This window comes from Microbacterium sp. BE35 (assembly GCF_031457705.1).
In the GTDB taxonomy this organism is placed as follows: domain Bacteria; phylum Actinomycetota; class Actinomycetes; order Actinomycetales; family Microbacteriaceae; genus Microbacterium; species Microbacterium trichothecenolyticum.
In genome coordinates, this window is sequence record NZ_JAVDXD010000002.1 from 738,543 (window position 1) to 751,860 (window position 13,318).

The 13,318-nt window shown below is 71.7% G+C and carries 10 protein-coding genes and 1 pseudogene; 6 read left to right on the forward strand and 5 right to left on the reverse strand.

The features are described 5' to 3' along the window. The first annotated feature begins 64 nt into the window (after window positions 1-64). Genes J2Y46_RS09435 through J2Y46_RS09450 form a run of 4 tightly spaced genes read left to right on the forward strand, consistent with a single transcriptional unit; the run spans window position 65 to window position 3,643 of the window. Window positions 65-1,024 carry an ABC transporter permease gene (locus J2Y46_RS09435; RefSeq protein WP_045300989.1) on the forward strand — a complete coding sequence of 320 codons (960 nt, stop codon included), beginning with the start codon at window positions 65-67 and terminating at the stop codon, window positions 1,022-1,024. Then, window positions 1,021-1,902: an ABC transporter permease gene (locus J2Y46_RS09440; RefSeq protein ID WP_211255946.1), complete on the forward strand. Its 882-nt coding sequence runs from the start codon at window positions 1,021-1,023 to the stop codon at window positions 1,900-1,902. The genes J2Y46_RS09435 and J2Y46_RS09440 overlap by 4 nt, the downstream gene beginning before the upstream one ends. Then, complete coding sequence (locus J2Y46_RS09445; protein WP_310241878.1) at window positions 1,899-2,729, forward strand: ABC transporter ATP-binding protein; 831 nt, start codon at window positions 1,899-1,901, stop codon at window positions 2,727-2,729. The genes J2Y46_RS09440 and J2Y46_RS09445 overlap by 4 nt, the downstream gene beginning before the upstream one ends. Then, on the forward strand, window positions 2,726-3,643 hold the full coding sequence (locus tag J2Y46_RS09450; protein WP_310241880.1) for an ATP-binding cassette domain-containing protein: 918 nt from the start codon (window positions 2,726-2,728) through the stop codon (window positions 3,641-3,643). The genes J2Y46_RS09445 and J2Y46_RS09450 overlap by 4 nt, the downstream gene beginning before the upstream one ends. 163 nt (window positions 3,644-3,806) lie before the next feature. On the opposite strand, the pseudogene J2Y46_RS09455 reads toward J2Y46_RS09450, so the two are convergent. Both J2Y46_RS09455 and J2Y46_RS09460 read right to left on the reverse strand, forming a co-directional pair. Then, a pseudogene (locus J2Y46_RS09455) lies at window positions 3,807-5,216 on the reverse strand (phospho-sugar mutase); the annotation flags it as partial. A 755-nt stretch (window positions 5,217-5,971) separates the two neighbouring features. Then, window positions 5,972-6,805 (reverse strand): purine-nucleoside phosphorylase, encoded by an 834-nt coding sequence (locus J2Y46_RS09460; RefSeq protein WP_310241882.1) that lies wholly within the window; start codon window positions 6,803-6,805, stop codon window positions 5,972-5,974. A gap of 102 nt (window positions 6,806-6,907) precedes the next feature. Between J2Y46_RS09460 and J2Y46_RS09465 the strand changes: the two genes are divergently transcribed. Then, on the forward strand, window positions 6,908-8,365 hold the full coding sequence (locus J2Y46_RS09465) for an NAD(P)H-quinone dehydrogenase (RefSeq protein WP_045300995.1): 1,458 nt from the start codon (window positions 6,908-6,910) through the stop codon (window positions 8,363-8,365). Between the two features lie 364 nt (window positions 8,366-8,729). Here J2Y46_RS09465 and J2Y46_RS09470 read toward each other — a convergent pair whose 3' ends face one another. The 3 genes from J2Y46_RS09470 to J2Y46_RS09480 form a co-directional block, all read right to left on the reverse strand. Then, window positions 8,730-9,029, reverse strand: coding sequence for a hypothetical protein (locus J2Y46_RS09470; RefSeq protein ID WP_045300997.1), 300 nt, complete (start codon window positions 9,027-9,029; stop codon window positions 8,730-8,732). Window positions 9,030-9,206: 177 nt separating this feature from the next. Beyond that, window positions 9,207-10,973, reverse strand: a complete 1,767-nt coding sequence (locus J2Y46_RS09475; RefSeq protein WP_045300999.1) for a biotin carboxylase N-terminal domain-containing protein — start codon at window positions 10,971-10,973, stop codon at window positions 9,207-9,209. Window positions 10,974-11,127: 154 nt separating this feature from the next. Beyond that, window positions 11,128-11,811, reverse strand: coding sequence for a nucleoside triphosphate pyrophosphatase (locus J2Y46_RS09480; RefSeq protein WP_045301001.1), 684 nt, complete (start codon window positions 11,809-11,811; stop codon window positions 11,128-11,130). A 147-nt stretch (window positions 11,812-11,958) separates the two neighbouring features. On the opposite strand from J2Y46_RS09480, the gene J2Y46_RS09485 reads away from it, so the two are divergent. Beyond that, complete coding sequence (locus J2Y46_RS09485) at window positions 11,959-13,296, forward strand: class I SAM-dependent RNA methyltransferase (RefSeq protein ID WP_045301003.1); 1,338 nt, start codon at window positions 11,959-11,961, stop codon at window positions 13,294-13,296. Window positions 13,297-13,318 lie beyond the last annotated feature (22 nt).

Below are 13,318 nucleotides of genomic sequence, written 5' to 3' on the forward strand. Positions count from 1 at the left end.
CGTCGTGTGTCCGGTGGGCGCTGCGCGGCAGCATCCGCCGGACACAGCCCGTGAAAGGAGAACGATGGCGGTCTACATCCTCCGCCGTCTGCTGCAGGTCGTGCCGATGCTGCTGCTCGTGACGTTCGTCGTCTTCGCGCTGCTGCACGCGGCGCCTTACGACGTCGTCGACACCATCACGACACCGCAGATGTCGGAGGAGACCAAGGCCGCCATGCGCGAGCGGTACGGCCTCGACCAGCCCATCGTGGTGCAGTACGGACTGTGGCTCGCCAACGTGCTGCAGGGCGACTTCGGCTACTCGCTCGCGAGCCGGCACTCGATCGCCGAGGAGCTGGCCGCGCGCATCCCCAACACGATCATGCTCGTGGCTCCCGCATACCTCGCGGCGCTGCTGCTCGCGGTGGTGCTCGGCCTCATCGCCGGTTCGCGCCGCGGCACCGTCGTCGACAAGGCCATCGACGGCCTGGCGGGGATCGGCATCGCGACGCCGTCGTTCTGGTTCGCGCTGCTCGTGATCTACGTCTTCGGGTACCAGCTGCGCTGGTTCCCGATCATCGGCATGCACTCGGTCGGCAAGCAGGGCGACCCCGTCGACTTCCTCATGCACTTCGTCATGCCGTTCCTGGTGCTCGTGGTCGCGTTCTTCCCCGAGCTCGCGCGGTACGTGCGCTCGGCGACGATCAGCCAGTTCTCGCAGGACTACGTGCTCGTGCAGCGCGGGTTCGGCGCCTCGCGTCGCCAGGTGCTGACGCGCCACGTCGGCCGCAACGTGATGCTGCCGATCATCACGCAGCTGGGCCTCGCCCTTCCCATCCTCGTCACCGGTGCGATCGTGACCGAGTCGATCTTCGGCTGGCCCGGGATCGGCCCCTACTTCCTCACCGCCACGCGGAGCCTCGACTACCCCGTCGTGCTCGCGGTCCTGCTGCTGTCGGCGGTGCTCGTGATCGTCGGAAACCTCATCGCCGACGTGCTGTACGTCGTCGTCGACCCGCGCATCCGGATCGGAGCGGGCTCGTGACCACCACCCCCACCACCACCCCGAACGTCGCAGCGGTCGTCGACGCCACCACGCTCGTGCACCGCACGCGCTCGTTCCGCTCGGTCTCGGCCCTGCTTGCGATCGCGTTCCTGGCCGTCGTGGGCCTGACCGCGCTCCTCGCGCCGCTGCTGCCGCTCGACCCGTCGACCACCGACCTCGCCATCCGGTGGCAGCCCCCGAGCGCCGCGCACTGGTTCGGCACCGACGAGCTCGGCCGCGACTACTTCTCACGGGTCGTCTACGGCGCGCGCATCTCGCTGACCGTGGGCATCCTCGCGATGGCCGCCGCGACCGCCATCGGCGTCATGGTCGGGCTCATCGCCGGCTACGCCGGCGGACGCGTCGACGACGCCCTCATGCGGTTCGTCGACTTCCTCTCCTCCATCCCGTGGATGGTGCTCGTGATCGTCGCGAGCGTCTTCCTCAAGCCGGGCCTGTGGACGATCATCTTCGTGATCGGCGTCTTCTCGTGGATGGCGACCGCACGCCTCGTGCGCGCCGAGACCCTCACCCTCCGCGAGCGGGCGTTCGTCCGCTACGCCCGCTACATCGGCGTGCGGCGCGAGCTCGTGATGTGGCGCCACGTCGTGCCCGATGCGGCGCCGACGATCATCGTCGCCGCGACGGCGAGCATCTCGACCGCGATCCTCACCGAGTCGGCGCTCAGCTTCCTCGGGCTGGGGATCCAGCCGCCGATGGCGTCGTGGGGGAGCCTGCTCGAGAGCGCACAGGGAAGCCTCCAGACCGCGCCGTACCTCGCGCTCATCCCCGGTGTGCTGATCCTGCTCACCGTGCTGTCGTTCAACGTGCTGGGCGACGCGCTGCGTCAGTCGGTCAGCGAAGGAGGAGCGTCATGACATCGGCGAGCCACGTGCTGCTCAGCGTCGACGGGCTCGACGTCGACCTGCCCGGGCGCACCGGCGGCCGCGTGACAGTGCTCGACGACGTCTCGTTCGACGTCCCGCGCGGGCGCGTGGTGGGCATCGTCGGCGAGTCGGGCTCAGGCAAGACGATGCTGCTGCGGGCGCTCATGGGGATCCTCCCCGACGGCGCGAACCGTGAGTGGCGCCGCGTGCTCCTCGACGGGGAGGACGTCACGTCTTCGAGCCGGCGCCTGCCGGCGGCCATGGTCTTCCAGGACCCGATGACCTCGTTCAACCCGCTCGTGCGGATCGGCGCGCATCTGACCGAGGTGGCGCGGCGCTTCCAGAAGGTGGGAAGGCGCCAGGCGACCGCGCTCGCGCGCGAGGCGCTCGCCGCGGTGCGCATCCCCGACCCCGGTCGCGTGCTGTCGCGGTATCCGCACGAGCTCTCGGGTGGCATGCGCCAACGGGCCATGATCGCGATGGCCCTGCTCGCGCAGCCCGAGCTGCTCCTCGCCGACGAGCCGACGACGGCGCTCGACGCCACGATCCAGGCGCAGATCCTGGCGCTGCTGCGCACCCTCCAGGCCGAGCGGTCGCTCACCGTGCTCATCGTGACGCACGACCTCGGAGTGGTCGCCGCGGTCTGCGACGACGTGCTCGTGATGAAGGACGGCCGCATCGTCGAATCGGGCGAGGTGGATCGCGTCTTCCGCGAGCCGCGGCATCCGTACACGAAGGAATTGCTGGATGCTGCGCCCGACGCTCCCGCCGAGCTCGGCGCGGCCGCGACCGGCGACGAGGGAGGAACGCACGCATGAGCGACCTGACCCCGACCCGCACGGTCGATCTCGTCGACGTGCGCGGGCTCGTCAAGACCTTCCCGCAGCGAAACGCGTGGGGGCGCACGACCGGCACGACTCGCGCCGTCGACGGGATCGACCTGACCATCCGCCGCGGCGAGACGCTGGCGCTCGTGGGGGAGTCCGGCAGCGGCAAGTCGACGCTCGGGCGCTGCATCCTCCAGATGGACGAGCCCACGAGCGGCACCGTCACGTACGAGGGCGTCGACCTCACGGCGCTGCCCCGCGCGAAGCGCGCGCCGTACCACCGTTCGATGCAGGTGATCTTCCAGGACCCGTTCTCGTCCCTCAACCCGCACCGGACCGCACTCCAGAACGTGATGGAGCCGCTGACCGTGCTCGCTCCTGACTCCGATCCGCGGTCCCGCGCCATCGAGGCGCTCGCCGCCGTGGGGATCGACGGGGACGCCGTCAACCGCCGGCCGCGCGCGTTCTCGGGCGGTCAGCGCCAGCGCATCGTGATCGCCCGCGCAATCGCCGTGCGGCCTGGCTTCGTCGTCTGCGACGAGCCGCTGTCGGCGCTCGACATGTCGATCCAAGCGCAGGTGACCGACCTCCTGCTGCGGCTGCAGCGCGAGCTGGAGCTCACCTACCTGTTCATCTCCCACGACCTGTCCGTGGTACGAGAGATCGCGACGCGCACCGCCGTCATGAACCGCGGGCGCATCGTCGAGCTCGGTCCCACCGCGGAGGTCTTCGCCTCACCGCACCACCCGTACACGCGGCACCTGCTCGACGCGGCGCTGTCGACCGACCCGGCGCAGGCGCGCCGCCGCCTCGAGCGCATCTCCGCGCGCCCCGAGCCGGTCGGCCTCGAGCCCGACGGCACCGCGCTCGCCGAGGTCACGCCCGGCCACTTCGTGCTCCGCTGACCGAGGAGGGGACGGATGCTGCGGCCCGCAGCATCCGTCCCCTTCCGTCGTCGTTGCTGCCCGGTGTCGCCCCGGGTTCGGGGCGCAGATTCTCCGTCGGGGCGCAGAACGTGCGCCCCGACGGAGGAATTGGGCCCCAAACGCGAGGAGACGGGGACCGAGGTCAGCCGCCGTACTCGCCCAGCAGAGCGCGCGCGCCGTCGGCAAGCGCGGCGATGCGCGCGGCGGCGTCCTCGCGGGACTCGCCGCGCACGTCGAGGTACAGCTTGAGTTTGGGCTCGGTGCCGCTCGGGCGCACGATGACGCGCGAGCCGTCGGCGAGCCACAGGCGCAGCACGTCGCCGGGCGGCAGGTCGTCGACGCCGTCGAGCAGGTCGTCGATGCGGTCGACCGCGACGTCGCCGACGGATGACGGGTGCCGCTCCCGCAGCGCCGCCATGATCCGGGCGATCTGCGACACGTCCTCGACGCGGATCGAGACCTGGTCGCTCGCGAACGCGCCGAACTGCTCGTCGAACTCGGTCAGCAGGTCGGCCAGCGTCGCGCCCCGGCCGCGGGCCTCCGCCACCATGCCCAGCATCGCGACGGCCGCCGAGATGCCGTCCTTGTCGCGCACGGTCCCGGGGTTCACGAGGTAGCCGAGCGCCTCCTCGAATCCGAAGACGATGCCCGGTGCGCGCGAGATCCACTTGAACCCGGTGAGCGTCGCGTGGAAGTCGAGGTCGTAGTGCTGGGCGACCGCTTCGAGGCCGGGCGACGACACCAGCGAACACGCGAGCGAGGCACCTTCGGCGGCTCCGTCGGCAGTCGCGACCCGGCCGGCGCGCCAGCCGAGCAGCAGGCCGATCTCGTTGCCCGTGAGGCGGCGCCAGCCGCCCTCGGCGGACTCGTCCGGCAGGGCGACGGCCAGGCGGTCGGCGTCGGGGTCGTTCGCGATGACGAGCTCCGCGCCCGCCTCGCGTGCGGCCTCGAACGCGAGGTCCATCGCGCCGGGCTCCTCGGGGTTCGGGAACGCGACGGTCGGGAAGGCGCCGTCGGGCTCGAGCTGGGCCGAGACCGGCACGGGCGCGGGGTAGCCCGCAATCTCGAGGATGCGCGAGAGCGTCTCCCAGCCGACCCCGTGCATCGCCGTGTACACCCACGTGAGGCCCTCGGCGCCGGCGGGCGCGGGCGCGACGGCCGCGGTCGCGGCGACGTACTCGTCGACGACGCTCTCGGTGGCCAGCTCGAACCCGAGCGACCGCGGAACCGTGCTGATGTCGCCGGCCTCCGCCACGCGCGCGATGTGCGCGGCGATCTCGGCATCGGCGGGCGACACGATCTGCGATCCGTCGTCGGCACCGCCCAGGTACACCTTGTAGCCGTTGTCGTCGGGCGGGTTGTGGCTCGCCGTCACCATGACGCCCGCCGCGGCGCCGAAATGGCGCACGGCGAACGCCAGCACCGGCGTCGGCAGCAGCCGCGGCATGAGGATCGCTCGAAGCCCCGCCCCGGCGAAGATCTCGGCCGAGTCGCGCGCGAACACGTCGGAGTTGCGGCGCCCGTCGTAGCCGATCACGACGATCGGGGCGTCATCGAGGATTCCGGGCACCTCGGGCCCCTCGGCCTCCAGCGCGTCGGCCGACGGCGCGTGGGTCAATTCGGGCGCCGACGGCTCCGCGAGTTCAGCTGCACCGGATGCTTCGCCTTCAACGTCCTGCGCGGCGTCCGAGGTCGCGCCGGCATCGTCGCTGCGATCTCCGGCCTCGACGTCGGCGGCATCGGCATCGGCCTCGGCATCGGCCTCGGCCTCGGCATCGGCCTCGGTGTCGGTCGGCGCCTCCGCGCCGTCGAGTTCCCGGCTCGCGGGCTCGTCGCCAGGATCCGCGGGGGCGTCATCTCCCGATGCACCATCGCCCGATCCCGCAGGCGCGACCGCGACCGCGTCGTCCGCTGCGCCGTCGTGGGCGGCGGTCGCGGCATCCGTGCCCGCATGCGACCCGGCCTCCGCGCCCACCGGCGGGAGTCCCGCCTGCTCGCGCACGTACGCCGCCAGTCCTGCGGCGGCCTGCGCGACGAGCACACGGTTCATGCGGTTGCTGCCGGCGCCGAGGGCGCCGCGCAGTCCTGCGGTCCCGAAGGCGAGGCGGGCCGAGAAGCGGTCCTCGAGGTCCTCGATCGCGGCGGGGTTGCCCGATTCGGCGGCCTCGATCAGCGCGCGCAGCTCGGCGCGCGTCTCGCCGTCGGGGTCCTGTGCGAGCCACGCGTGTGCGCGCGCGAGGACGTCGGCCGCAGCATCCGCCCCCGTCGACACCTCGTCGGGAGCCGGCTCCTGCACCGCACCCCCGTTCACAGCGCCCCGATCACGCGCGCCAGCAGCGACGAGATGACGGGCTCGGCGTTGCGGCCGGCCTCGAGCACCTCCTCGTGACTGAGCGGGTGCTTCTGGATGCCCGCGGCCATGTTGGTGATGAGCGAGAAGCCGAGGATCTCCATGCCGGCCTGACGCGCGGCGATCGCCTCGAGCGCGGTGGACATGCCGACGATGTGCCCGCCGAACGACTTGACCATCTGCACTTCGGCCGGCGTCTCGTACTGCGGTCCGCGGAACTGCGTGTAGACGCCCTCGTCGAGGCTCGCGTCGATGGAGCGGGCGAGGTCGCGCAGTCGCAGCGAGTAGAGGTCGGTGAGGTCGATGAAGGTCGCGCCCTCGAGCGGCGTGTCGCCTGTCATGTTGATGTGGTCGCTGATGAGCACCGGGCGTCCCGGGTGCCAGGTGTGCTTGATGCCGCCGGCGCCGTTCGTGAGCACCATCGTGCGCGCACCGGCCGCGGCTGCGGTGCGCACGCTGTGCACCACCCGGCGCACGCCGTGCCCCTCGTAGTAGTGGGTGCGGGCGCCGATCACGAGCACGCGGCGGCCCTTCGGCGTGACGACGCTGCGAAGGGTTCCGACATGGCCGGTGAGAGCCGGGGCGCTGAAGCCGGTCACCGCGGTGGCGGGGAACGTCGAGGTCGTCTCTCCGAGGAGCTCCGCGGCCTTTCCCCAGCCGCTGCCGAGCGTGAGCGCGATGTCGTGACGCTCGACGCCGGTGATGCGGGCGATGTCCTCCGCGGCGGCGGCGGCGGCCGCGAACGGGTCGGCCGTGGGGTCGTCGAGAGGATTGCCGGTGGTGTCTGACATGGGACCACTTTAGGAACGGACGGCGACGAGGGCCAGCGAAGCCGCATCCGGGCGCATCCGGGAGTGTCGCGGTGTCGTCCGCGAGGCGCGCGGCAGGGGAGAATGGAATTCATGTCGATCAGCTTCGAGACCACCCAGACCGTCGCCATCCTCGGCGGCGGACCCGGAGGCTACGAAGCGGCGCTGGCCGCCGCCCAGCTCGGAGCCGAGGTGACGGTGGTCGAGCGCGCCGGCATCGGCGGCTCGGCGGTCATCACCGACGTCGTCCCGTCGAAGTCGCTCATCGCGACCGCCGACGCGGCTGTCGCGATCGCGGGCGCCGGCGACCTCGGTGTGCAGCTGTTCGCCAAGGGCAAGGACGGCAAGCCGCTCAAGCCCGAGATCGCGATCAACCTCTCCGCCGTCAACAAGCGCCTGCTGACCCTCGCCCGCCAGCAGTCCGACGACATGCGCGCCTCGCTCGCAGAGGCGGGCGTCCGCATCATCTCGGGCCACGGTCGCCTGGAGGGCGACAACGCCGTCGTCGTGTCGACCGGCCCCGGCGGCACGGACTTCGACCGCATCGAGGCCGACACCCTCGTCGTCTCGGTGGGGGCGTCTCCCCGCGAGCTCGCCAGCGCGAAGCCCGACGGCGAGCGCATCCTCACGTGGACCCAGCTCTACAACATGACCGCGCTTCCCGAGCACCTCATCGTGGTCGGCTCCGGCGTCACCGGCGCCGAGTTCGCCGGTGCCTACATGAACCTCGGCGCGAAGGTCACCCTGGTGTCGAGCCGCGACCAGGTGCTTCCCGGCGAGGACAAGGATGCCGCCGCCGTGCTCGAGCGCGTCTTCAAGCGCGGTGGCATGAAGCTGCTGTCGAAGTCGCGGGCCGACAAGGTCGAGAACACCGGCGACGGCGTGGTGGTGACGCTCTCGGACGGCCGCACCGTCGAGGGCAGCCACTGCCTCATGGCGGTCGGCTCGATCCCGAACACGAAGGGCATCGGTCTCGAGCAGGCCGGCGTCCAGATGACCGAGTCCGGCCACATCCAGGTCAACCGCGTCGCGCGCACCTCGGTGCCGAACATCTACGCCGCGGGCGACTGCACCACGTTCGTGCCGCTCGCCTCCGTCGCTTCCATGCAGGGCCGCACCGCGGTGTTCCACGCGCTCGGCGATGTCGTCATCCCGCTCGAGCGCCGACGCATCACGTCGAACATCTTCACCGCGCCCGAGATCGCCACCGTCGGCTGGCAGGAGAACGACATCGAGGACGGCCACATCAACGGCGTCGTCCACAAGCTGCCCCTGGCGGCCAACCCGCGCGCCAAGATGATGGGGATCAAGGACGGCTTCGTCAAGATCATCGCCCGCGAGGGCAGCGGCACGGTCATCGGCGGCGTCATCGTCGGCCCGCGCGCCTCCGAGCTGATCTACCCGATCGCCATCGCCGTCGAGCGCCGCCTGACGGTCGACCAGGTCTCCCGCGTCTTCGCGGTCTACCCGTCGCTGTCGGGCAGCATCACGGATGCCGCGCGCGCGATGCACGTCGTCGACCACAACGTCTACGGCGGCTGACGCCCTCGTTCGGATCGAGTGCTCTCACCGAGCGCACACGATGTTCGCGCGCATGTCGTGTGCGCTCGGCGAGATCACGTGATGTGAACGGGATGCCGCGGCCTGCAGCATCCATCATCCGGCGTCGGCGGCGCGTGGAGGGGCCGTGGACCGCGATCCCGGCGTCATCCGAGGCCGGTGTTGCTGCGCCAAGGTTCGCGGAGGCCGCGCCGAGGCATTCCTCACTCGCTCTTCCTTCCGTTCAACAGGTCAACCGGGACTCAGCACGACCTGCGAGGCGCTTCCTCTCCTGCGGAAGCCCGGTTGACCTGTGGAGGGCGGGGGCGACGGATGCCTCGGCGCCAGCGTGCCGGACAAACCCGGGTCAGCCGAGACCGGTGTTGCCGCGCCAGAGGTCCGCGGCGCGGTTCGCGGCGGCGTCGACCAGCGCCCGCAGCTGCGGACGGTCGGGCATCGCGAAGGAGACGTAGGCACCGCGTCCGCCCGCGACCGGGCGGCCGTAGGCCTTCACCGCGACCGAGAGGTCAGGCAGCAGGCGGACGGTCAGCGTCTGCAGTTCGAACTCCTCGCCGCGGCGGAAGTCCCGCCAACGCAGCTGCGGCGGGATCACGACGTTGATCGCGAGTGCCGACACCTCCGGAGCATCGCCGTCTGGAGCATTCATCCCGCCATCCTGACACCCTCGCCGCCGCCGCGGGCCGAGGCATCCGTTCGCCCGTTCCGTGATGCCGAGACACGGGTCGATCACGGCGACACGCCGGTGATGGATGCTGCGCGCGGGGTGTCGCGCGACGGACCCGTGTTTCGGCGCGCCCGACGACGCGAGACGACGGAACCGGGATCAGGAGATGGTGAGGAGCTGGTGCCCGGCCGACACGGTCGTGCCGGGGTCGGCGTTGATGGCGCCGATGACGCCGTCCTTGTGGGCCTGGATGGGCTGCTCCATCTTCATCGCCTCGAGGACGATGACGAGGTCGCCCTTGACGACCTGCTGACCCTCCTCGACGGCGACCTTCACGACGGTGGCCTGCATCGGCGACTTCACCGCGTCGCCTGAAGCGCCGGCGACGACCGAGGGGGCGTGCGAGCGGCGCGACGGCGGCACGGCCGCCGGGCGTCCGGCGACACCGACGGGCGCCACGACACGGTCGGGAAGGCTCACCTCGAGGCGCCTGCCGGCGACCTCGACGACGACCGTGTGGCGCGCCTCAGCGGGGGTCGGCTCGCTGAGCTCGCCGTCCCACGGGGCGATGTCGTTGACGAACTCGGTCTCGATCCACCGCGTGAAGACGCCGAAGCGGCCGTCCTCCGCGATGAACGCGGGGTCGCGGACGACGGCGCGGTGAAACGGCAGCACGGTCGGCAGGCCCGAGACCTCGAACTCGTCGAGCGCGCGGCGCGAGCGCTCCAGCGCCTCGGCGCGGTCGCGGCCGGTGACGATGATCTTCGCGAGCAGGGAGTCGAACGCACCCGACACGCTGTCGCCGGCGGTGACGCCGGAGTCGAGACGGATGCCGGGGCCGCCGAACGTCTTGAACACGTGGATCGGTCCGGGCTGGGGGAGGAAGCCGCGGCCGGGATCCTCGCCGTTGATGCGGAACTCGATCGAGTGGCCCTCGGGCTTCGGGTCGTCGTAGCCGAGCTCCTCGCCCTCCGCGAGGCGGAACTGCTCGCGCACGAGGTCGATGCCGGTGACCTCCTCGGAGACCGGGTGCTCGACCTGCAGGCGCGTGTTCACCTCGAGGAACGAGATCGTGCCGTCGGCGCCGATCAGGAACTCGCACGTGCCTGCGCCGACGTAGCCGACCTCCTTGAGGATGGCCTTCGACGACTCGTACAGAGTCTTGTTCTGCTCCTCGCTGAGGAACGGCGCGGGAGCCTCCTCGACGAGCTTCTGGTGCCGGCGCTGCAGCGAGCAGTCGCGCGTCGAGATGACGACGACGTTGCCGGCCGCATCGGCGAGGCACTGCGTCTCGACGTGACGCGGCTTGTCGAGGTACTTCTCGACGAAGCACTCGCCGCGGCCGAAGGCGGTGATCGCCTCACGGGTCGCCGACTCGAACAGCTCGGGCACCTCGTCGATCGTGCGGGCGACCTTGAGGCCGCGTCCGCCGCCGCCGTACGCGGCCTTGATCGCGATGGGCAGACCCACCTCTTCGGCGAACGCGACGACCTCGTCGGCGCCGGCCACGGGGCCGGGGGTGCCGGGGGCGAGCGGCGCGCCCACCTTCTCGGCGACCGCGCGGGCGGTGACCTTGTCGCCGAGGGCCTCGATCGCCTCGGGCGACGGGCCGATCCATACCAGTCCCGCCGCGATGACCGCACGGGCGAATTCGGCGTTCTCGGCGAGGAAGCCGTAGCCGGGGTGCACCGCATCGGCGCCGGAGCGGCGGGCGACGGAGAGGATCTTGTCGATCGACAGGTACGTCTCGGCGCTCGTGGCCCCCTCGAGCGCATATGCCTCGTCGGCGAGGCGGGCGTGCATGGCGTCACGGTCCTGATCGGCGTAGACGGCGACCGACGCCTTCCCGGCGTCGCGGGCGGCGCGGATGACGCGAACGGCGATCTCGCCGCGGTTGGCAATGAGAACCTTGGCGATCTGAGGCATGGATGCCAGCCTACCGACGGCATCCCGAGGGCTTTTGAGCGGTTCATACAAGAACCGACGAGAAACGTGGGATTCCTACTACAATGGTCACGCCCTCACTTCGCCCGTGCTCCACAACGACGAGGGGCGCCGAGGCGCCGTCCGGCCGCGCGCTCTAGGGCGCTTCGCCCTCCACGAGCCCCAGCGACGGGTCGGAGCTGTTCCACAGCGACGTCCACTCCACGTCCAGCTCGCGCACGAGCCGCCGCAGGGTCGACACCGACATGCCGACGACCGTCGACGGATCGCCCTCGACGCGCTCGATGAACGCACCGCCGAGGCTGTCGACCGTGAACGCGCCCGCCACGTGCAGGGGCTCGCCGGTCGCCACGTACGCGTCGATCTCGGCATCCGTCACATCCGCGACGAAGGAGACGGATGCCTCGGCCGTCCCGTGCACCTCGCGCGGGGGTTCGCCCGGCTCGATGCGCACCACGGCGTGGCCCGAGTGCAGCACTCCGGTGCGCCCGCGCATCGCACGCCAGCGCGCGGCGGCGTTCTCGGGCGTGTAGGGCTTGCCGAGCACCTCGCCGTCGAGCTCGAACATCGAGTCGCCGCCGATCACGATGCCGTCGAACTCCGGGATGTCGTCGCGCAGCCGCGCCGCGACGTCCGCCGCCTTGCGCCGCGCGAGCAGCAGGACGTGCTCGTCGGGCGCGAGCGTGCGGGCTTCGGCGGCCTCGACCGCCGCGATGACGGCCTCTTCGTCGACGTCCGGCGCGACGGTGAGCGGACGGATGCCGAATTGTCCGAGCAGCATGAGCCGGGCGGGCGAGGTCGAGGCGAGGCAGACGCGCATGGTCCCACCGTACGCGGCCGGCCCGTGCGCAATTCAGGATGGATGCCGTAACCCCCGGCCGCGCGCCGCGGATTCCCGCGGATGCGCACGCGGGCGGGGATCAACCATCCTGAGTCCTGGACCGCGGAGCGGCCTTAAGCTCGTCGGGTGAGTGAAACCGGCGACCTCCTCGATCTCGACATCACGGGCGTCGCCCATGGCGGCGTCTTCGTCGCCCGGCACGAAGGTCGCGTCGTGTTCGTGCCCGACACCATCCCGGGGGAGCGCGTGCGCGTGCGGCTCACCGACACGGCCAAGAAGTCGTTCTGGCGCGGCGAGACGCTCGAGGTGCTCGAGGCGTCGCCGCACCGGCAGCTTCACGTCTGGCGCCAAGCCGACGTCGACGTCCCGCCGGAGCAGCGGCCCGGCGGCGCCGACTTCGGCCACATCGCGCTCGAGCACCAGCGCGCTCTCAAGCTCGAGGTGCTGCTCGACGCGCTACACCGGTTCGGCGGCATCGCCGAGCCGGTCGCCACGATGAGCGGCGTCGCGGCGATCCCCTCACCGGACGGCGCCGAGGCCGACGGCGAGTCGGTCGACGGCACCGGGTGGCGCACGCGGGTGAGCCTGCACGTCGACGCGGACGGCAACGTCGGCCAGTACGCCGCCCGCAGTCACCGCGTAGTCCCGCTCGAGGACCTGCCCCTCGCCACGCCGTCGGTCGAGCGCGCCGCGCTCGCTCTCGCCGGCAGCGAGCCCGGACGCATCGATCTCGTCCAGCCCGCCGATGGTCGCGTTCGCGTCCTTCCACGGCCGGAGCGGAAGCCGCACGCCGCGGTCCGCCGCGGCCGCGGTGCCCGACAGGCCACCCCCGGCTCCCGCAAGGCGCCCTCTCCCGAAGTCGTCCTCGAGAGCGTCGGCGGCCGCGACTTCCGCGTCGATGCCGGCGGCTTCTGGCAGGTGCACCGCCTCGCGGCGCACACCCTCACCACGACCGTCGCCGCTGCGCTCGGCGCGCTGCCCGCCGCCGTCGACCCCGACGCCTGGCACCTGGACCTCTACGGCGGCGTCGGCCTCTTCGCCGCGACGCTCGGCGACCTGGGCGGGTCCTCGACCCGTGTGACGAGCATCGAATCCGATGCGCGCGCGACCGAACACGCGGGGGAGAACCTCGTCGAGTGGGTCGGCGCTCGCGCCGAGACCGGGCGCGTCGACCGGTGGCTCGCGCGGCTCGCGGCCGAGGCATCCGTCCCAGAACGCGAGCGGCTGTCGCGAGGCGTCGTGCTGCTCGACCCGCCCCGCTCGGGAGCCGGCCGCGATGTCGTCGACCACCTGACCTCCCTCGCCCCCTCCACGGTCGTCTACGTCGCGTGCGACCCGGTCGCCCTCGCGCGCGACATCGCGACCTTCCGCGCCGGCGGGTACGAGGTCGCAAGTGTCGATGGCCTGGATCTTTTTCCGAATTCGCATCACGTCGAAGCCGTGGCGGTGCTCACGCGCGGGTGACGCTCGTCGCTAGGCTGGCGGA